Below are 17,509 nucleotides of genomic sequence, written 5' to 3'. Positions count from 1 at the left end.
TAAAGACCCCCCAAAACCCCCACCCCCCCCGCCTAAAAAACCCCAAGAGGAGGAATAGTTATTCTAGCCCTAACTCTTTGGCTAGGAATTTTCCGGTGTAGCTGCCACTTTGGGCATGTTGCTGGGCTACTTCTAGGGGGGTGCCCTGCGCGATGATCTTGCCTCCCCCACTCCCCCCCTCAGGTCCCATGTCAATCAAAAAATCCGCGTTTTTAATCACATCTAAATTGTGCTCTATCACGATCATGGAATTGCCCAATTCCACCAGAGAGTGCAAGACATTGATGAGTAACTGGATGTCCTCAAAGTGGAGTCCCGTGGTGGGTTCGTCTAAAATATAAAGCGTCTTACCCGTGTCTTTACGGCTCAATTCTTTAGCCAGCTTGATACGCTGGGCTTCCCCTCCGCTCAAAGTGGTGGCGTTCTGCCCCAAAGTGATATAGCCCAAACCCACCGCGATCAAGGTTTGCAATTTAGTAGCGATTTTGGGGATTTTGGCAAAAAACTCTAGGGCTTCTTGCACACTCATAGCCAGCACATCGGCAATGGATTTATCCTTGATCTTAATGGCTAGAGTTTCAGGGTTGTATTTGCTCCCCTTGCACGCATCACAACGCACCAAAATATCGGGTAAAAAGTGCATTTCAATTTTAATATCCCCCTCCCCATGGCATTTTTCACAACGCCCCCCTTTCACATTGAAACTAAAGCGACTCGCGCTATATCCCAAAACCTGCGCCTCTTTACTTTGGGCAAAAAAGGCGCGAATCTCATCCATCACCCCCGTATAAGTGGCCGGGTTGGATCGCGGAGTCTTGCCAATGGGGGCTTGATCCAAGTAGATCACCTTGTCTAAATGCTCTAAGCCGCCAATTTGGACACCTAGGCTTAAAGGCGATCTAGCGTGGTTAAGGGCGTTTTGGGCGATGGGAAGCAGAGTTTGCAAAACCAGCGAGCTTTTCCCACTCCCGCTCACCCCAGTTACACACACAAAGCGTCCCAAGGGGATTTTCACGCCCAAGTTGTGGATATTGTGGATACTCACCTGCTGGAGTTCTAAATAGTGCGCGGGGGGCGTGCGCGCATAATGGGGGCGTGCGATCACTTTGCGCCCGCTTAGATACAACGCGGTGGAGTGCGCGCTTTGTAAAAGTTCTGGCACACTCCCACTAAAGATCACCTCCCCCCCCTGTTTGCCCGCCCTAGGTCCAATATCCACGATGAAATCGGCTTGTTTGATGGTTTCTCTGTCATGTTCAACCACGATGAGGGTATTGCCCTTTTGTTGCAGGTGTTGCAAAGTTTCTATTAATCTGAGCGTGTCGCGCTCATGCAAGCCGATACTAGGCTCATCTAACACATACAAGACCCCGGTTAACCCGCTCCCTATCTGGCTAGCAATACGGATACGCTGACTCTCCCCCCCGCTAATGCTCCTAGCATCACGCCCCAAAGTCAAATACCCCAGCCCCACAGACACCAAAAAGCAAAGGCGTTCTGCGATCTCTTTTAAAATGGGGCTGGCAATGCGGGCGTGCTGGGGGTTTAGGTAGGCAAAGTGGTCCGCATCGCTAAAAAAGGCATACGCGCGCTCAATGGGCATGTCTAAAATCTGGGCGATCCCCAAATTAGCGACTTTTACCCCCAAAGACGCGCCTTTGAGGCGATGCCCTTGGCATTGCGCGCAGGGGGTTTCGTGCATGTAATGCTGTAAATCGCGCGAATCCTTGATGATTTCATAAACCATTTGCACAATCCCTTTCCATGGGCGTTGCAAGGATTCTTCTCTCCACACAAAGCGCACTTCTTGCGCGCTCCCATACAATAGGGCTTTTTGTTGCTGGGAATCTAGATCGTTGAAACCCACATGCATGCCAATCCCATAACTCTGGCAGAAAGCCTCTAAAAACGCGCGGTAATAGCTATTGGGGTAGATCACTTTGATATGACTCAAAGGGGCGTGGGGCTCTAGGATTTTAGCCATGTCTAAGCTTAACTTGCTCCCTAATCCCGTGCATGCCTCACACGCTCCCTTAGGAGAGTTGAAAGAGAAACTCAAGGGTTCTAAGGGTTCAAAACTCACTTTGCAGGCAAAGCACGCTAAATGTTCGCTGTAATGCGCCCCCTTTTGACTCTGCACATCTACAATTTCTACTTCGCCATAACTCTCTGCTAAGGCGCGCTCAATCGCGTTAGCCATGCGCGCTTGGTTGTCTAGTTGCACCACCACACGATCTAACACTAATTTTAAGGTGTGTTTTTTAGTTTTGGAGAGTTCAATTTGTTCATCTAAGCGCACCAACACCCCATCGATGAGGGCGCGCACAAAGCCCTTTAAGCGCAGAGCTTGCAACTTTTCTTTAAAACTCCCCTTTTTGTCGCGCACAAGGGGGGCTAAAATTAAGATCGTGCGCCCCTGAAACGCGCGCATCACTTGTTCGATGATGTCGCTTGCGCTCATAGAAGCGATGGGCGCGCCACACAAATGGCAGTGTTGTGTGCCTACACGCGCATACAGAAGGCGTAAATAGTCATAAATTTCGGTGATCGTGCCCACGGTGGAGCGTGGGTTTTTGCTAGTGCTTTTTTGATCAATGGCAATGGCCGGAGTCAAGCCCTCGATCTTGTCTACCGCGGGCTTGCCCACGCGCTCTAAAAACTGGCGCGCGTAACTGGAGAGGGATTCTAAATAACGCCGTTGCCCTTCAGCATAGAGGGTGTCAAAGGCTAAAGAGGACTTCCCCGAACCACTCAAACCGGTGAACACGATAAAGCGGTTTTTAGGCAGAGTCAAAGTAATATTTTTGAGATTGTGTTCTCTAGCCCCATAGATCGTAATATTATCTGGCAAGGTGCGCTCTTATGGTGAAATTTAGCGGGAGTATTATACTAGATTTGCACAGGCAAGAGGTTAAGCATAAAAAAAAAAGATGAAAATCTTGTTTTCTGAGTTTAAACATGCTATTATTGCCTCCACATTGAATTTTTTTTATGGTTAAAGGATGGTAATGAAGCGGCTTTGCTTGGGTATATCTCTAGTTTTAGGATCGGTGAGTGGGCTTTTAGCCGAAGAAAATGGCGTTTACCTGGGGGCAAATTATCAAATCGGGCAGGCAAGGTTGTATAGCAATGTCAATAGCCAGTGGATTGGGGGGAGTCTCTACCCGCCTGGCACAGGACCTAATTACAATAACTGGCAGGGCACGAATGTAAGCTGGCATGCTAAATACGACAATGGCGCGCTCAATGGGTTTGGCATCCAAGTGGGGCAGAAGTTTTTCTTTAAACCCAAAAACGCCAAGAGCAAATGGGTGGGCTTGCGCTACTATGGCTTTTTTAACTTCGGGCATGCCAATTTAGGTCCCCAAATCGCCTCCCAATTCATCAATGGGCGCGCCCAAGATATCCGCTTGAACATGACCGCATGGGGGGTGGGCATGGACGCGCTGGGCAATTTCATTGATAAAACCAATGCGAGTGTGGGCTTTTTTGCGGGCGTGGCGATCGGGGGCAATAGTTGGACGAGTTCAGCCACAGATTACTGGAAGCAAAAACTCAAAAAGCTATCAGGTCAAACCCCGGGGTTTTCACCCGTGAGTTTTCAGGTGTGGCTGGATTTGGGTTTGCGCACCAATCTTTACAAGCATAATGGCGTGGAATTGGGGGTTAAAGTCCCGCTATTGGTGAATAAATTCTTGCACGCGCAGTGGTGGCGTTACAATCTTAAACGCGACTACTCTGTGTATGTCGCCTATCTCTACAGCTTCTAAACTTTAAGGGTGGGGGGTTTACCCTTGCCTCGCATGAGAAACTTGATGGTGCTAGTGAATAGCACCCCTTCAAAGATAGCCGCAATCACTAGAGAATAATAGGTGTTTTGATCGATCGCGCCCACTCTTAGCCCCACACTTGCCGCAGTGATGAGAAAGGTTAGGGGCATGGATGCGCTCAAGGCGAACATGGCTGTATAAAGGCTTTGCTTGAAATAGCGCCAAAAAAGCACAAAACTCGCGCTCAGGTGCAAGGCTAGCATGGCGCATAGGATCGCGCAGGCATGGGAGATGAGTTTGGGGTGGGCGATGACTAATTTTAAATCTAGAGTGGATCCCACATGCACAAAAAATAGGGGCACAAAAAACCCAAAGCCCACATCATTGAGTTTATTGAATAATTCGTGTTTGTGGGGGAAGAAGGTCGAAACGATCATGCCTGCCAAGAACGCCCCCAAGACTAATTCTAATTTCAGCCACCCCACAATCACCACTAACCCAAAGAACAACATGATGGTAAAGCGGATATCTTGATTAGATTCGTTGCTAGTGGGCATGATAAAGAGTTTCAGGCGTGGAAACCACCAAAATAAAATCTTAAAGAGTTGCACCAAGCCCACAATAGCCACCATAAAGGCTAACAAAATGCCTAGAGTCTTGCTAAGTTGTAAGCTGATCCCATGCAGATAAATCCCATCCACAATCACTAATAAGATAATGCTGGTGAGCTCCCCTAACACCCCCACTTTGAGGGCTAAATCCAGCCATGGCATCTCCTTGCCATAGTCGCGCACTAAGGTCATGATCATCCCCAAGCTCACAATGGGTAGAATAATGATGTAGAGCGCGGGGAGTTTGGCGCTTAGAGTGATGGTCGAAGAAAGCGCGTAGAGAATCCCAAAGTAAAACACGATGCGCTTGAGCAGGGCGCGATCCAAGTGTTTGAACATGTAGAGATCCACTTCCATGCCACATAGAAACATTAAAAACAAAAAGCCCACTTCAGCGATCAAATCAAAGCCCGGGCTAGGGATAAACAAGCCCACATACACCCCCAACGCGCCAAAGAGAATCTCTAGCACAGCCACGGGCATTTTGCTAAGTTTACTCACATAGGGAGCTAGCACCACTAGGGGGGTTACAATGGCTAAAATGAGAAAATCGCTCAAGCCAAACTCTTGAGTCCCAAAGCTTGTAAGAGGGCTTTAGGGTATAACTGGTGTTCTAGGGCGTGGAGGCGTTGGGCAAAACTCTCTAAACTCTCTTGGGGTTCGACTTCTAGGGCTTGTTGGCAAATCAGAGGACCGCTATCTAGCTTGGGGGTTACTATGTGCACACTCACCCCTGTGTGTTGCTTGGCTTGAAAACTCGCGCGCAACGCGTCCTTGCCCTTGAAATGGGGGAGCATGGAGGGGTGGATATTCAAAGTAGGGAAATGCTCTAAAAACAGAGGACTCACTAGGCGCATATAACCCGCTAACAAGATGATATGGCAACGCGCTGTTTGTAAATGCGCGATCAAGGCGCGATCAAAGTCTAGGGGTGTGGGGTAGTTGGAGGGCTTTAAGATCGCGCAGGGCACGCCCAATTTGGCGCAACGCGCGATCCCGGGAGCTTTAGGGTTATTGCTCAAACACAGCACCACTTCCATCACAATAGACCTTGTGCCACAAAAAGCGCGCTGGTGCAAGCTTTCTACTAAGGCTTGCATATTAGAACCCTCTCCGCTAAACAAGACCCCCAAGCGCAAAACAGAAGAGGGCAAATTTTCTAAGAGACTCTTCAACATCACCACCCTTTGGCTAAAGAGGCATTTTAACATGTTTTTTAGACCGGTTTTATGTTATAATCGCGCGCTACACTATTTAAATCTTGGAGTTTTAATGGGACAAAAACACGCCTTCCAAACCGAAATTAACCAGCTTTTGGACTTGATGATCCACTCTTTGTATTCCAATCCCGAAATTTTCTTGCGCGAATTAGTGTCTAACGCCTCTGATGCGCTAGACAAACTCAATTACCTTGTGCTCAGCGATGAAGCTTACAAACAACTAGACTTCACCCCCCAAATCCACTTGAGTTTTGACTCCAACCAAAAGAGCCTCACCATCGCTGACAATGGCATTGGCATGGACGAACAAGAACTCATCACCAACCTAGGCACGATCGCCCAATCGGGCACAAAAAATTTCCTAGCCCAATTGAACAAGGATTCCCAACTAAGCGGGGATCGCAAAAAAGAGAACGCCCTGATCGGGCAATTTGGGGTGGGCTTTTACTCTAGCTTCATGGCTGCGCATAGGGTGGTGGTGCAGAGTAAAAAACCTCTAGACACACAGGCGTATGCGTGGATGAGCGATGGTAAGGGGGAATACGAAATTAGCCCCTGTGTCAAAGAGGGCTTTGGGACCACGATCACACTCTACCTCAAAGAAGAGGCACAAAAATTTGCCAACCGCTGGGAGATTGAAAATATCATTAAAAAGTATTCCGAACACATCCCCTTCCCCATTTTTTTAACCTACACAGAGAGTAAAACTGAGGGCGAGGGGGATGATAAAAAGGAAATCCAAGAGGAAAAATGCGCCCAAATTAACAGCGCAAGCGCCATTTGGCGCATGAATAAAGCCGATCTCAAAGATGAGGATTACCAAGAGTTTTACAAGAGTTTTGCCCATGATAATAGCGCGCCTTTGGCATGGGTGCATAGCAAAGTGGAGGGCACACTAGAATACAGCACGCTATTTTATATCCCCGCTAACGCCCCCTTTGACTTATTCCGCGTGGATTACCAATCTGGAGTGAAACTCTATGTCAAACGGGTGTTTATCACCGACAACGACAAAGAACTCCTGCCCCAATACCTGCGCTTTGTGCGTGGAATCATAGACAGCGAGGATTTGCCCCTGAATGTGAGCCGCGAGATTTTACAGCAAACCAAAATCCTAGCCAATATCAAAAGCGCGTCCACCAAGAAGATCCTCAATGAGATCGCCACCCTTGCCAAAGACACAGACACCTACAAGAAATTCTACACCCAATTTGGCAAGGTGCTTAAAGAGGGCTTGCATAGGGACTTTGACAACCAAGATAAACTCTTGGATTTGTTGCGCTTTGCTAGCTCTAAGGGCGCGGATTTTCTTTCCCTTAAAGAGTATAAAGCCAACATGCCCGCCGCACAAAAGAGTATTTACTATCTAATCGGAGAGAATTTAGATTTGCTCAAAGCCGCCCCTTTGCTGGAGAAATACGCCCAAAAGGGCTTTGAAGTGCTCTTGATGGGCGATGAGGTCGATGCGTTTGTAATCCCCAATGTGCAAGAATATGACAAAACTCCTCTCAAGGATGCCAGCGCGCTAGAAACTCTCCAAGAATTGGGTTTGGAGGAAGTGAGTGAGAGTGAGAAACAAGAATTTAGCGCGCTGGTAGAGGCTTTCAAAGAAGCCCTTAAAGATAAGATCAAAGATGTCGCCCTCTGCAAAGACTTGACTTCTGTGGTGGCTTTAGTGGGCGATGGGCAAGATGCCATGATGGCTAATTGGATGCGCCAAATGGGACAGGAAGTGCCTGACAAACCCAAAACCCTAGAACTCAATATCAGCCACGCCATCGTGCAAAAACTCAAAGGGATAGAGGATAAAGCCGTGCTTGCCGATGTGGCGCATCTGCTTTTTGATAGCGCGCGCTTGTTAGAAAATGGCACTCTCAAAAACGCCAAGGATTTCAACCAACGACTCCACAACACCATTTTGCGCGCTTTTTAGGGCTTTGCGCGCCTACACCCCAAAGAACACTTCTAGGGGGTAGTTCTTGTCCATGCTCTTGAGCTCTAGATAGGCGTTAATCACCATAAACTCGTCTTTGGGGTGGCTACTCAAGCGTTCTTTGGCTTGATCGATCATCTCTAAATCCAATAAGACATACAAGAAACTCTTCTCAGCGCGTTCGTCTTGGGCAGCTAATAACTCAAAGAATTTAAAACGCGCATCGGGGGCTAGCAACGCCTTAGTTTGCTTAGCTAGTTGCAAGTAGTCCTGACTCTCATAGCCCACCAACGCACACAAACGCGTCATCTCTTCAGGGCTAAGGGGGATCTTAGCGCGCCAATACGCGTCCAAGAGGTGCGCCAAAATGGTGCGATCCAAGAGAGGCTGGGCTTCTTTGAGTGCCTTGAGTAAATCCTTGCTAGAACCCCTCTGGATGACGGCTAACAAGGCATGCCTTCTAAGGGGCGCATCAAAGGCTTGGCTTTTGAGAATCTCTTGGGCGCGTTTTAAATCTTGGCGGATCTGGTTGTGGAGATTGTGGATGTAAAAAGGATTCTGTGGGCAAAAGTCGTATTTTTGTAAATTGACCTCCCTTTCCTCATTGATGTCTTGGTAATAGCTAAAGAGTCGATCTAATTGTTCATGCCCACTCTCAGGGGTATTAGGATCGGCTTGGAGTTTAAAACGCGCCAAAATCCTAGAGAGCAGGGCAAAAAGAGGGTTGTGGTAACTGGCTTTGTCAAAGCTGTGCTTGGTGTCTTGTTCTATGATCTGGTGCACCAACTTTTGCAGGTCGCGGCGTTCGTGATAACGCGCACAAAACCCAGCGACACTCCCCATTAGCACAAAGAACAAGGTGCAAACAAAAAAAAGCAACACCACCCCCACGATCCAAAGCGCGATGGGCAAATCTAGGGTGCTTGTGGCGATGGGGAGGGCGAAATACCCGGGCACGATGCCGTGTATATACCAGCCCAGCACAATGAGAAACAAGAGCGTAAAGGCCGTGTAATAGCGTAATTTCATCATTTCCTCCAAAATGCAGATTATAGCTTAAAGTGGCTAATGGGCTTATTTGTGGTAAGGGTGGTGGTTTAGCAAGCTTAAAGCTCTAAAAATTTGCTCACACAACACGAGTTTAGCGATCTGGTGGCTCAAAGTTAGGGGGCTTAAAGAGAGAGCCAAACAGCGATCCAAAAAATCGGGCGCAAAGCCATGCGCGCCGGCAATGAAAAAATACACACGGGGTTGCTTGGTTAGAATTTGGCTAAACTCTTGGCTATTGCACAGCTTGCCTGTAGGGTGCATGGCAATGCACAGGGCATTAGCTTTAAGATAGGGGCTTAGGGTTTTGGTGTAGAGGGCTTGGGCACTCTTAGGCGTGCTGTGATGGAGGTTAGGGGGCAACAAATCAACAATTTCTAGCGTGGCGTTGAATTGCTGGCATTGGCGTTGTTGGTGGGCTAGTAGTGCCATGATGTGGGGGTCTTTTTTGGCGATGGCGTAGACGCAATAGGTCATGCGTGGGTGAGCATACCCACTAGATCGCTAATGCTCTTTTTTAAGTCCTTGCGGTGGATGATCATGTCAATAAGACCATGCTCTAAGAGAAATTCGGCACTTTGAAAGCCATGGGGCAATTCTGTCCCAATAGTCTGTTTGATCACACGCGCGCCTGCAAAACCCACCATCGCGCCCGGCTCGGCAATGATGAGATCGCCCAAAAAGGCAAAAGAGGCACTCACACCCCCAAAGGTGGGATCGGTGAGCAAAGAGATAAAGGGCAACTTGGCTTCTGAAAGCTTGTTTAAAGCCGCGCTGGTTTTTGCCATTTGCATGAGCGAATAGGTGGATTCTTGCATTCTAGCTCCCCCACTGGCTGAGACGATCAAAAGAGCCTGTCGTTTTTCCACCGCGCGACTAATGGCGCGCACGATCTTCTCCCCCTCCACAGAGCCCAAAGAACCCCCCATAAAGGCAAAATCAAAGATCACAATTTGCATTCTAATCCCATGGATTTCTGCTTCCCCGCCGATTACCGAGCTAGAGCGTCCGGTCTTGGCTTGGTATTTTTTAATGCGCTGTTTGTAACTCTCTTTATCCACGAAGTTGAGCGGATCGACTGGCTTGAGTTCTTTATCAAACTCCACAAAGGTGCCCGGATCGCACAAGAAGTCGATGCGATCATTAGCTCCCATGCGGAAATGGTAATGGCATTTTAAGCACACATGGTGTTTGGCAAAGACCTCTTTATAATACATCAGCGCGCTACATTGGGGGCATTTGATCCAATGGCTGGGCATGTCCTGCTTAGAAGCCTGCACCTTATTCTTTTTGAGGTTTTTCAAAAAATCTCCAAAGCCCATAACACCACCTTAAAACATTGATGTGTTATGTTAGCACATTTAGACTTGACAAAGCCTTGTAAATAGTGTAATATTGTCTTTTTGTGCGTGGCGACCCGTTAGCTCAGCAGGTAGAGCAATTCCCTTTTAAGGAATGGGCCGCTGGTTCGAATCCAGCACGGGTCACCATGGCTCCTTCATCTAGTGGTTAGGATACCACCCTTTCACGGTGGTTACAGGGGTTCAAATCCCCTAGGAGTCACCACAAGGTCGCTTAGCTCAGTTGGTAGAGCGCCACCCTTACAAGGTGGATGTCATAAGTTCGAGTCTTATAGCGACCACCATTGGAGCGGTAGTTCAGCTGGTTAGAATACCTGCCTGTCACGCAGGGGGTCGCGGGTTCAAGTCCCGTCCGTTCCGCCACTTCTTTACACCTTTTCAAGCCCGACCCCTTCATCTAGTGGCCAAGGATACCACCCTTTCTAGGTGGAAACGGAAGTTCAAATCCTCCAGGGGTCGCCATTAACGCGGGCATTCTAAAAAGAGTTCAAAAGTCGCTTTGTTGCGTAATTCGCGTTTGAAGTCTAGGTTAATGGTGATCTCTTTGCTTTGGGCAAAAGTGTCTATGAGCTGTTTACTCACCACCACGCGGCAACCTGTGGTGTTGAATTTATAGGGGATTTTGTCAATGACGATCTCAAAGCGCGTGGGGGTTCTTGGTTTGAGCAAATAACGCTGGTAAGTCGCGTTGATGCTAGCCTCTGGTTCGGGTTTTTGGCTGTATTTATAGGTGTTGATCTTGCCTTCTATATTGGTGATTTGGGTGGCTGAATCGTTGAGAGAAAAAATTTGGGTTTGCCGTTTAGTGAGTAAGGCTTCCCCTTGCATGAATTTTTGCAAGCGGAACGAATAGACTTCCAAGAATAACTTACCATGTGATTCGACAATCCCCACATCTTTACCGCTTAGTGGGTAGTAATTCTCTTGGGAGAAAACTACCTTTTTGGGACCATCTTGTTTGAGCTTGATAATTGTTTGCTTTGTGGTGGTGTGCGCGCTAGCAGGAGTGCTAGCAGGAGCGTGGTTGTGATTCACCGTGTTAGTGATGTCTTCTTTGTAATTGAAGTTATAGCTAATGGGCTGGTTGGTAGGGGGGTGGCTACACCCAAAAGCCCCCAACGCCACGCCAACTCCCACAAGAGTAAGATGATAGAGACGATCCACGACACGCCCCCCAAAGACTTTTCGCATTAAAAACCCTTCTTAAGTTTTAAAGCATATAATAGGCTACTATGTCTTAATTATAGGGGTTTTACTAAAACTTCATGCTTAAAACCACAAGGAAACACGCGTGCACCAGATCGCCATTGTAGGTCAACCCAATGTGGGTAAGAGTTCTCTGTTCAATTGCCTTAGTCATAGCCAAAGCGCGATCACATCGCCCATCGCGACCACCACTAGGGATATTAAAAGACAGATTGTCGATTTGCAAGGGCATGCTGTGCAACTCTTGGACACCGGCGGGTTTGACTCTAGCCACATCTTGGGCACGCAAATCCACCAGCACAATCTAGAGGCACTCAAAACAAGCGATCTCGTGCTCTTTGTGGTGGATGGCAAAATTCCTCCCCAAGAGGAGGATAAACGCCTTGTTTACCAAATCCAAAAACACGCCAAAGCCTGTTTTTTGCTTGTCAATAAAATAGACAACCAAGCAGAAGAACACCAAGCCTACACCTTTGGGTGCTTTGGGATCAAGCAGATGTTCTTTGTTTCAGCCAGCCACAAACGCGGGCTTACCCCCCTCATTGCAGCCATTAATGCCACTTTGCGCCCCTCTCAAGAAACCCCCTCTTTAAACAGCACCTCTACTATCCAAGTGGGGATTATCGGGCGAGTCAATGTGGGCAAAAGCGCGTTGTTGAACGCCTTGGTGCACCAAGAACGCGCGCTTGTTTCGACCATGCCGGGCACAACTATAGACCCTGTGGATCAAAGCGTCATGCACTCTAATCAAGAGATTTGCTTTGTGGATACGGCCGGTTTGCGCCAGCGATCCAAGATCGCCGGGTTAGAAAAATACGCCTTAGATCGCACAAACAAGGTGTTAGCCCAATCCCACATCGCGCTATTAGTCTTAGACGCTAGCGCGCCCTTTGTGGATTTAGATGAAAAGATCGCCGCTTTGGTGGAAAAACACCGCCTTGGGGTGGTGGTAGCGCTCAACAAGTGGGACATACGCCATGGTGAGTTTGAGCGTGTTATGCAAGACTTCAAGCGCAAATTCAAATTCTTGCACTACGCGCCCGTGCTCACCACCAGCGCGCTAGATAAACGCCACATCCACGCCCTTAAAGACAAGATTGTAGAGGTTTACCAACACTTTTGCCAGCGCATCAACACCAGCACCCTAAACCAAGTCATTGCGCAAGCCACCCAGCAACACCCCCTACCCAGCGACCATGGTAAGATTGTGCGTATTTACTACAGCACCCAATTTGCCTCCAGCCCCCCCCAAATCGCTTTGGTGATGAATCGCCCTAAAGCCCTGCACTTTAGCTATAAACGCTACCTCATCAACACGCTAAGGGCGCGTTTTGGCTTTTTAGGCACGCCTATTTTCTTGAGCGCACGCGCCAAGAAATCCACAGAGGCGTGATGCAAGACTTCATTGATTTTTTACAAGCCACAGACATCAAGCAAGCCCGCATTTTCCACGCTCTTAAATGTGGGGTAGAGGAAGCCTTGATCTTGCAATATCTCTGCAGAGAATACCTCAAAGGGCATGCAGAACTAGAGGTTTTGCCCTTATTAGAAACCCTCTTTAACACTAACGCCCATTTGGCTTTGGGTTATCTCAAGCATATCAAACACCTCTTAGATTTAGAGTGGATCACCCAGGAAAAGCGCGCCAAACGCCCAGAGGTTTTACTCTTGGAGCTCTTAGATGGGTGTATTGGCTTGAGCCCGGCCTTTCTCAAACTCGCTCAAGAAGGCTGTAACGCCCACCCCTCTTTAGACACCACTCCCTATGAGGACCACCTAGACTATTACAACGATTGGTTTTTGAAAATCGACCTGCTCTCCAAATTATGCCGCCACAAAAGCCCTAGAGCGCGCGCGCACTTCCAACAACAATTACAACTCTTAGAACACAAGATCGCTGCCCGCTTACAGCGCACCAAAACTCCCCTGTCCATCCAAAGATTCTTGCGCAAATACGCGCTCAATCCCAAGGAACAGATCCTCTTTTTTGCCCTATTGAAAAGCGCTTACAGCGAGGATTACAATCGGCGTGAAGAGGGGTGTGATTTTAAAAGTTTGGTGGATTTGCTAAGCGTAGATGGGAGCGCGCGCGCAGAAAACAGCGCGCTTTTAAGCCCCCATAGTGCCCTTATCAAAAAGCACATCATAGACTTTGAAGAACTGCTCGATGCTTTCGAGCAGGGTTTGGTGCGCCAATTCTTCTTACAAGAGTGGGTGCTAGGGGCACTTAGCGCGCCCCATTTGCACATCAAGGGGGGTGCCACCCTTAAGCACATCCTCAAAGACAGCGATATTTTTGAAGCCCTAGAGCCTAAAATGGGTTTGGATCTAGTGATCTTGAGCCAAAAGACCAAGGACACCCTAGAGATTCTCTGCAAGCAGATGGAGCCGTGTATGCAAGCGCGCCTTAAGGCATGGGGCATAAGCAAGAGCACACAAGTCCAAGCTAAGATCATCTTTTATGGACCTCCAGGGACGGGTAAGACGATGAGCGCGCTAGCCCTAGCCAAGAGTTTGAAAAAGGAGGTGCTGGGCTTTGATTGCTCTAAGATTTTATCCATGTATGTGGGCGAATCGGAAAAAAATGTGCGTAGGATTTTTGATGACTACCACAAGATCGCTAGGCAATGCAAGAGCGCGCCCATCTTGTTTTTAGATGAGGCTGACCAATTCTTAAGCACGCGCACCACCACTTCTAGCGGCGCGGACAAGATGCACAACCAGATGCAAAATATCTTTTTGCACCAGATTGAAAAGTTTGAAGGGGTGCTTATCGCCACCACGAATTTGCTAGAAACCCTAGATACCGCCTTTTCACGCCGTTTCAACCACAAGATCGAATTTAAACCCCCCACTTTCGAACAACGCGTGCGCTTGTGGGAACAATATCTCCCCCTAAATGCCCCCTACGCCCCCCCCCACACGCCCAAGAGTTTAGCCCACACCCTAGCGCGCCACACCCTCAGCGGGGGACAGATCGCCCTAGTGGTGAAAAACACGGCTTACAAGGTCGCCACTTACCCCCAACCCCTTTTCACCCTAGAGGATTTCTTAGTTGAGATCAGAAAAGAGAAACAGGGCAATTTTGAGGGGGCTAAAAATATCGGCTTTGGAATCTAGACCCCACCTACTTTAGCAAAAGGACTTGTATGAAATTTAGTATCGCCAAAATCCAGTTAGAAAGCGCGCTTAAGGGTTTGATGCCCTTCACGGATAAAAAGGATCCAAGCAATATCAGCGCGCACATTTGCATAGAAGCCACGCCTAAAAGCTTGATTTTGCAAGCCAATGATTTAGAGATGGGCTTGTGTTTGACGCTCAATATCGACACGCAAGAAGGAGGTAGCGCGGTGCTCAATGCCAAACATCTCCTAGATATTCTCTCTAAACTAGAATTGGGGGATTTAACTCTGGAGAGTCAAGGGGATTTTGTGTTAGTGAGCTTCAAGAGATCAAAATTCAAATTGCCCGTGCTGGACAAGGCGTATTTTCCTGAGTTCCCCCCGTATGCGCATCTGCCCTCTGTGCGCTTTAGCGACACCTCTTTGGGCGATTATTTTAAAAAACTCGCCCCAGTGATTAGCACCAGCACGACCAATTCCCCCAAATACGAATTTACCGGCGCGCTTTTAGTCCTGCAAGAACATTTGGAACTTGTGGCTACAGACACAAGAAGACTCTCACGCGCACAAATGCAACTAGAAGAATCGCCTAGCGACCATGGAGAATTTATCCTCCCAAAACGCGCGATGTTGGAGATCACCAAACTCTTTAGTAGCGATTTTGAGATGTTTTATGATCCCAAAAAACCCACCATGTTGTTTTTCAAAAACGCCTCCACGGTGCTCTTTGCCAAACTCATCAGCGGAAAATACCCTAGTTACCAAAGCGTGATCCCCACGCAGTTTACCCACACTATGGAACTCAATACCCAAGACTTCAAGGACGCAATCAACATCACCCACGCCCTGGGCGCGACCACTAAGATCATCTTTCACCCCGATAAGATCGAATTTGAAACCTTGGAATCTGAAAGCCCTAGTTTTGCCTCCACCTTCATAGAAGCAAACACCCCCCTAGATCAGCACATTATCCACGCCCAAGCGCGCTACTTGCTAGATGCCCTTAATGCCTTGCCCAGCCCCACTTTTGAACTCTGTCTTAATGAACAAAGTGCCCCCTTTGTGATCCAAAAAAACGACTTCCTCACTGTCGTGATGCCTATAGCCCAAGAATAGAGGCGGACCAAATCGCATGGAAAAAATCGCAACATCGTAGGTTTAGTCTGTGCGCCCTTCCTGCCAGTTTACACAGCCCTTTGGTTTGATTCCCTTGCCAAAATCCCCATCTTGTCTTTCTTGATTCTTGTCTGCGTTGAAAATTTTGTCTTAACATTTACACCCTATCTACTTTGGTGTATTCACCTTAAAGGGAATAAACTCTATAATCAGGAATTACTTTTTTAAGCAGGCACTATGAAACTCGCCAAATTTGCTTTAACTTGTGATGGGGAGAAGATCACTAGCCTAGAACAGCTCAAAGAGCATTTCAATCTCTTAGATGTGTTGGAGCATTACAAAACTAACACTCTATGGCGTTGGCTTAGATCGCGCGGTTATCAAAATGAGTTAGAGGGCGTGGAGGCAATCAACGCGACACAAGATACGGAGATTTTAAAAGCCTTGTGTGAGGTGTTTGGAATAGAGGCGGATTTGCAGATGATCCAAGAGGTGTTAGAAAATCACAAACACATGGAAGAGCAAGAAGCATTGCAAGCAGAGTCTAGGGCGCAAAAACACGCCTTAGCTCCTTTAAGCGCACAAAAAGCTTTAATGGCTCTGCCCCCTCTCATCACCCATAGCACACCATCCGCTCCCAATTTTAAAGATTATCTCAAATCCTATACTGCGCTTAAAAATAAACTCTATAACGCCCAAGATTTAGAGGAGGGCAAGAGTGTTTTAAGGGAGTTGATCCAAGATTACACCGAGTTGTTGGAGATGGATAAACTCAATATTGTAGCAGTGTTGTCTGCAGAAGCTAGCTTGTCTCCACACAGCATTAAATCCCTTTTGTGGTTGTGTTTCTTAGTGCATTTTTGGGGGCTAAAGTGGAGGGAGGGCGGTTTCCACATATTTGAAAATTTTGATCGGAATTGTTACGAAATTTATTTTTATGACTTTGCGGGTTTTGCTCAACCACAAACTTTAACGGTCACAAGACATTGGAGAGGACATGTGCATGTGTTTGAAAAGATGGTCTGTATCAATCCAAGATATGGAACGAGTCAATATGACTATAAAATTGCCCCTTACAACCTAGAAACAGGTGAGACTGAAAGGGATAGTAAACTGCTTGATTTCTGGGGCAATCGGCATCGTTTTTATCTCTGTCGTGGGGCTGTGCAAATATACCATGACTTCCACGACAGATCTGGAGAAAAAGAAAGTACCCTATCCTACATAGAAATAGAGCCATAGAGCTTTAAGGACCCCCCATGCCCACCAACTTAGCCCACCAACTCCAACAACTCATAGACACCCACGCCCCTATTCTCTACATGCCCTGCCAAGATAAGGACGCGCTAGATAGCTTGATCACACAAGTTAGAGGGGATAGGGAATGCTTAGAGTTTGATCACGCCTTAGGCGCGCTAGACTTTGCTACTAAAAGACCCTTAAAGCCAGAAGAGCCCCAAGACCTAGAGAGTTTTTTAAAAGACAATGCCGATCGCCCCTTTGATCAAGAACTCTTTATTGTGCTCAAAGACATCGATTTACAGCTAGAACAAGAACCCAAAGTGTCGCTCTCTTACAACGCATGGCACGCCATATTTTAAGCAAGGAGGATTACAGCGCGACCATTTTTATTTTCTCTAGCCATTTAGGCACGCCTAGCATTCCCAAAGAGTTAGAGGTTTACACCCGTATTTTTGACATTCCCTTCCCGGATAAAGCGCAGATTTTAGGAATCATCAAGCACTTTGTGCAAGCCAACCACCTAAGCCTAGAGTCCCAAGTGGCTAATGAGCTTGCCCTAGATTGTAAGGGCTTGCGGGGCGTGCAGATTGAGCAGATTTTGCGCTTGGCTCTTTATGAGCAGGGATTAAGGAGCTAGATCGCAAAATCGCTAACAGAAATCTAAGTATGTTTGACTACTATTTAGCAAAAAATTACCTAGGCATTGATCTAGGCACGCATCTTAATGGGAGCATTGAGTTAAACCAGAAAATCGCTAACCGCACCAAGGCCACGGCTGAGATTTACGAGAGTTTGCAGGGGCTAGAGCGCGGGGATGATATTATCCACAAGGTGCAGGACAATAGCGGGAAGTGGAATGGTTTTAAAAGGTGGCTCAATCA

Annotated in this window: 15 protein-coding genes, 5 tRNA genes and 1 pseudogene; 14 read left to right on the top strand and 7 right to left on the bottom strand. The window is 47.6% G+C overall.

Annotated elements, in window-relative coordinates; all coding sequences use genetic code 11:
* Positions 1 to 58 precede the first annotated feature (58 nt).
* The gene (gene uvrA, locus EAO37_RS08160) at positions 59 to 2,851 is read right to left on the bottom strand and encodes an excinuclease ABC subunit UvrA (protein WP_120953090.1); all 2,793 of its coding nucleotides are present in this window, start codon (positions 2,849 to 2,851) and stop codon (positions 59 to 61) included.
* Positions 2,852 to 3,008: 157 nt separating this feature from the next.
* On the opposite strand from uvrA, the gene EAO37_RS08155 reads away from it, so the two are divergent.
* Positions 3,009 to 3,770: an outer membrane protein gene (locus tag EAO37_RS08155; RefSeq protein WP_120944701.1), complete on the top strand. Its 762-nt coding sequence runs from the start codon at positions 3,009 to 3,011 to the stop codon at positions 3,768 to 3,770.
* Here EAO37_RS08155 and EAO37_RS08150 read toward each other — a convergent pair.
* On the bottom strand, positions 3,767 to 4,939 hold the full coding sequence (locus EAO37_RS08150) for a cation:proton antiporter (protein WP_120944699.1): 1,173 nt from the start codon (positions 4,937 to 4,939) through the stop codon (positions 3,767 to 3,769). The two genes, EAO37_RS08155 and EAO37_RS08150, sit on opposite strands and share 4 nt — an antisense overlap.
* Positions 4,936 to 5,559, bottom strand: a complete 624-nt coding sequence (gene purN / locus EAO37_RS08145) for a phosphoribosylglycinamide formyltransferase (protein ID WP_235853007.1) — start codon at positions 5,557 to 5,559, stop codon at positions 4,936 to 4,938. The genes EAO37_RS08150 and purN overlap by 4 nt, the downstream gene beginning before the upstream one ends.
* Before the next feature lie 94 nt (positions 5,560 to 5,653).
* On the opposite strand from purN, the gene htpG reads away from it, so the two are divergent.
* Entirely contained in the window at positions 5,654 to 7,534 is a 1,881-nt protein-coding gene (htpG, locus tag EAO37_RS08140; RefSeq protein WP_120944726.1) for a molecular chaperone HtpG, read from the top strand.
* A 12-nt stretch (positions 7,535 to 7,546) separates the two neighbouring features.
* On the opposite strand, the gene EAO37_RS08135 is transcribed toward htpG, so the two are convergent.
* The 3 genes from EAO37_RS08135 to accD are packed head-to-tail and all read right to left on the bottom strand — an operon-like array spanning position 7,547 to position 9,903.
* A complete protein-coding gene (locus tag EAO37_RS08135) occupies positions 7,547 to 8,563 on the bottom strand; it encodes a hypothetical protein (protein ID WP_120944695.1) in 1,017 nt (338 codons plus the stop codon).
* Between the two features lie 45 nt (positions 8,564 to 8,608).
* A complete protein-coding gene (locus tag EAO37_RS08130) occupies positions 8,609 to 9,058 on the bottom strand; it encodes a 23S rRNA (pseudouridine(1915)-N(3))-methyltransferase RlmH (protein WP_120953087.1) in 450 nt (149 codons plus the stop codon).
* Complete coding sequence (gene accD / locus EAO37_RS08125) at positions 9,055 to 9,903, bottom strand: acetyl-CoA carboxylase, carboxyltransferase subunit beta (protein ID WP_120944690.1); 849 nt, start codon at positions 9,901 to 9,903, stop codon at positions 9,055 to 9,057. The genes EAO37_RS08130 and accD overlap by 4 nt, the downstream gene beginning before the upstream one ends.
* 92 nt (positions 9,904 to 9,995) lie before the next feature.
* On the opposite strand from accD, the gene EAO37_RS08120 reads away from it, so the two are divergent.
* The 5 genes from EAO37_RS08120 to EAO37_RS08100 all read left to right on the top strand — a co-directional run bounded on the left by EAO37_RS08120 (position 9,996) and on the right by EAO37_RS08100 (position 10,404).
* A tRNA-Lys gene (locus EAO37_RS08120) sits at positions 9,996 to 10,071 on the top strand.
* A gap of 1 nt (position 10,072) precedes the next feature.
* A tRNA-Glu gene (locus EAO37_RS08115) sits at positions 10,073 to 10,147 on the top strand.
* Positions 10,148 to 10,150: 3 nt separating this feature from the next.
* Positions 10,151 to 10,226, top strand: a tRNA-Val gene (locus EAO37_RS08110).
* A gap of 2 nt (positions 10,227 to 10,228) precedes the next feature.
* Positions 10,229 to 10,305, top strand: a tRNA-Asp gene (locus EAO37_RS08105).
* A 23-nt stretch (positions 10,306 to 10,328) separates the two neighbouring features.
* Positions 10,329 to 10,404, top strand: a tRNA-Glu gene (locus EAO37_RS08100).
* On the opposite strand, the gene EAO37_RS08095 is transcribed toward EAO37_RS08100, so the two are convergent.
* A complete protein-coding gene (locus EAO37_RS08095) occupies positions 10,405 to 11,133 on the bottom strand; it encodes a cell surface protein (protein ID WP_120944687.1) in 729 nt (242 codons plus the stop codon).
* A 100-nt stretch (positions 11,134 to 11,233) separates the two neighbouring features.
* On the opposite strand from EAO37_RS08095, the gene der reads away from it, so the two are divergent.
* The 7 genes and pseudogenes from der to EAO37_RS08060 form a co-directional block, all read left to right on the top strand.
* Complete coding sequence (der, locus tag EAO37_RS08090; RefSeq protein ID WP_120953084.1) at positions 11,234 to 12,541, top strand: ribosome biogenesis GTPase Der; 1,308 nt, start codon at positions 11,234 to 11,236, stop codon at positions 12,539 to 12,541.
* Positions 12,541 to 14,268 carry an ATP-binding protein gene (locus tag EAO37_RS08085; protein ID WP_120953081.1) on the top strand — a complete coding sequence of 576 codons (1,728 nt, stop codon included), beginning with the start codon at positions 12,541 to 12,543 and terminating at the stop codon, positions 14,266 to 14,268. The genes der and EAO37_RS08085 overlap by 1 nt, the downstream gene beginning before the upstream one ends.
* A 29-nt stretch (positions 14,269 to 14,297) precedes the next feature.
* On the top strand, positions 14,298 to 15,386 hold the full coding sequence (dnaN, locus tag EAO37_RS08080; RefSeq protein ID WP_120953078.1) for a DNA polymerase III subunit beta: 1,089 nt from the start codon (positions 14,298 to 14,300) through the stop codon (positions 15,384 to 15,386).
* 237 nt (positions 15,387 to 15,623) lie between these two features.
* Positions 15,624 to 16,628: a hypothetical protein gene (locus EAO37_RS08075; protein WP_120953075.1), complete on the top strand. Its 1,005-nt coding sequence runs from the start codon at positions 15,624 to 15,626 to the stop codon at positions 16,626 to 16,628.
* A gap of 17 nt (positions 16,629 to 16,645) precedes the next feature.
* Positions 16,646 to 16,987, top strand: a complete 342-nt coding sequence (locus EAO37_RS08070; RefSeq protein ID WP_120953072.1) for a hypothetical protein — start codon at positions 16,646 to 16,648, stop codon at positions 16,985 to 16,987.
* Entirely contained in the window at positions 16,969 to 17,265 is a 297-nt protein-coding gene (locus EAO37_RS08065; protein WP_120953068.1) for a hypothetical protein, read from the top strand. The genes EAO37_RS08070 and EAO37_RS08065 overlap by 19 nt, the downstream gene beginning before the upstream one ends.
* Before the next feature lie 29 nt (positions 17,266 to 17,294).
* Positions 17,295 to 17,509: pseudogene (locus EAO37_RS08060) on the top strand (hypothetical protein); the annotation flags it as partial.

The organism is Helicobacter sp. L8 (assembly GCF_003660355.1).
GTDB lineage: Bacteria > Campylobacterota > Campylobacteria > Campylobacterales > Helicobacteraceae > Helicobacter > Helicobacter labacensis.
The sequence above is the reverse complement of the archived record's forward strand: the minus strand, read 5'-3'. Positions and strand labels throughout refer to the sequence as shown.

Bases quoted from the DNA above. Each gene is read 5' to 3' on its own strand.
- EAO37_RS08155 (WP_120944701.1), top strand. From the start codon at position 3,009: ATGAAGCGGCTTTGCTTGGGTATATCTCTAGTTTTAGGATCGGTGAGT.
- purN (WP_235853007.1), bottom strand. From the start codon at position 5,559: ATGTTGAAGAGTCTCTTAGAAAATTTGCCCTCTTCTGTTTTGCGCTTG.
- htpG (WP_120944726.1), top strand. From the start codon at position 5,654: ATGGGACAAAAACACGCCTTCCAAACCGAAATTAACCAGCTTTTGGAC.
- EAO37_RS08135 (WP_120944695.1), bottom strand. From the start codon at position 8,563: ATGAAATTACGCTATTACACGGCCTTTACGCTCTTGTTTCTCATTGTG.
- EAO37_RS08130 (WP_120953087.1), bottom strand. From the start codon at position 9,058: ATGACCTATTGCGTCTACGCCATCGCCAAAAAAGACCCCCACATCATG.
- accD (WP_120944690.1), bottom strand. From the start codon at position 9,903: ATGGGCTTTGGAGATTTTTTGAAAAACCTCAAAAAGAATAAGGTGCAG.
- EAO37_RS08095 (WP_120944687.1), bottom strand. From the start codon at position 11,133: ATGCGAAAAGTCTTTGGGGGGCGTGTCGTGGATCGTCTCTATCATCTT.
- EAO37_RS08085 (WP_120953081.1), top strand. From the start codon at position 12,541: ATGCAAGACTTCATTGATTTTTTACAAGCCACAGACATCAAGCAAGCC.
- dnaN (WP_120953078.1), top strand. From the start codon at position 14,298: ATGAAATTTAGTATCGCCAAAATCCAGTTAGAAAGCGCGCTTAAGGGT.
- EAO37_RS08075 (WP_120953075.1), top strand. From the start codon at position 15,624: ATGAAACTCGCCAAATTTGCTTTAACTTGTGATGGGGAGAAGATCACT.
- EAO37_RS08070 (WP_120953072.1), top strand. From the start codon at position 16,646: ATGCCCACCAACTTAGCCCACCAACTCCAACAACTCATAGACACCCAC.
- EAO37_RS08065 (WP_120953068.1), top strand. From the start codon at position 16,969: ATGGCACGCCATATTTTAAGCAAGGAGGATTACAGCGCGACCATTTTT.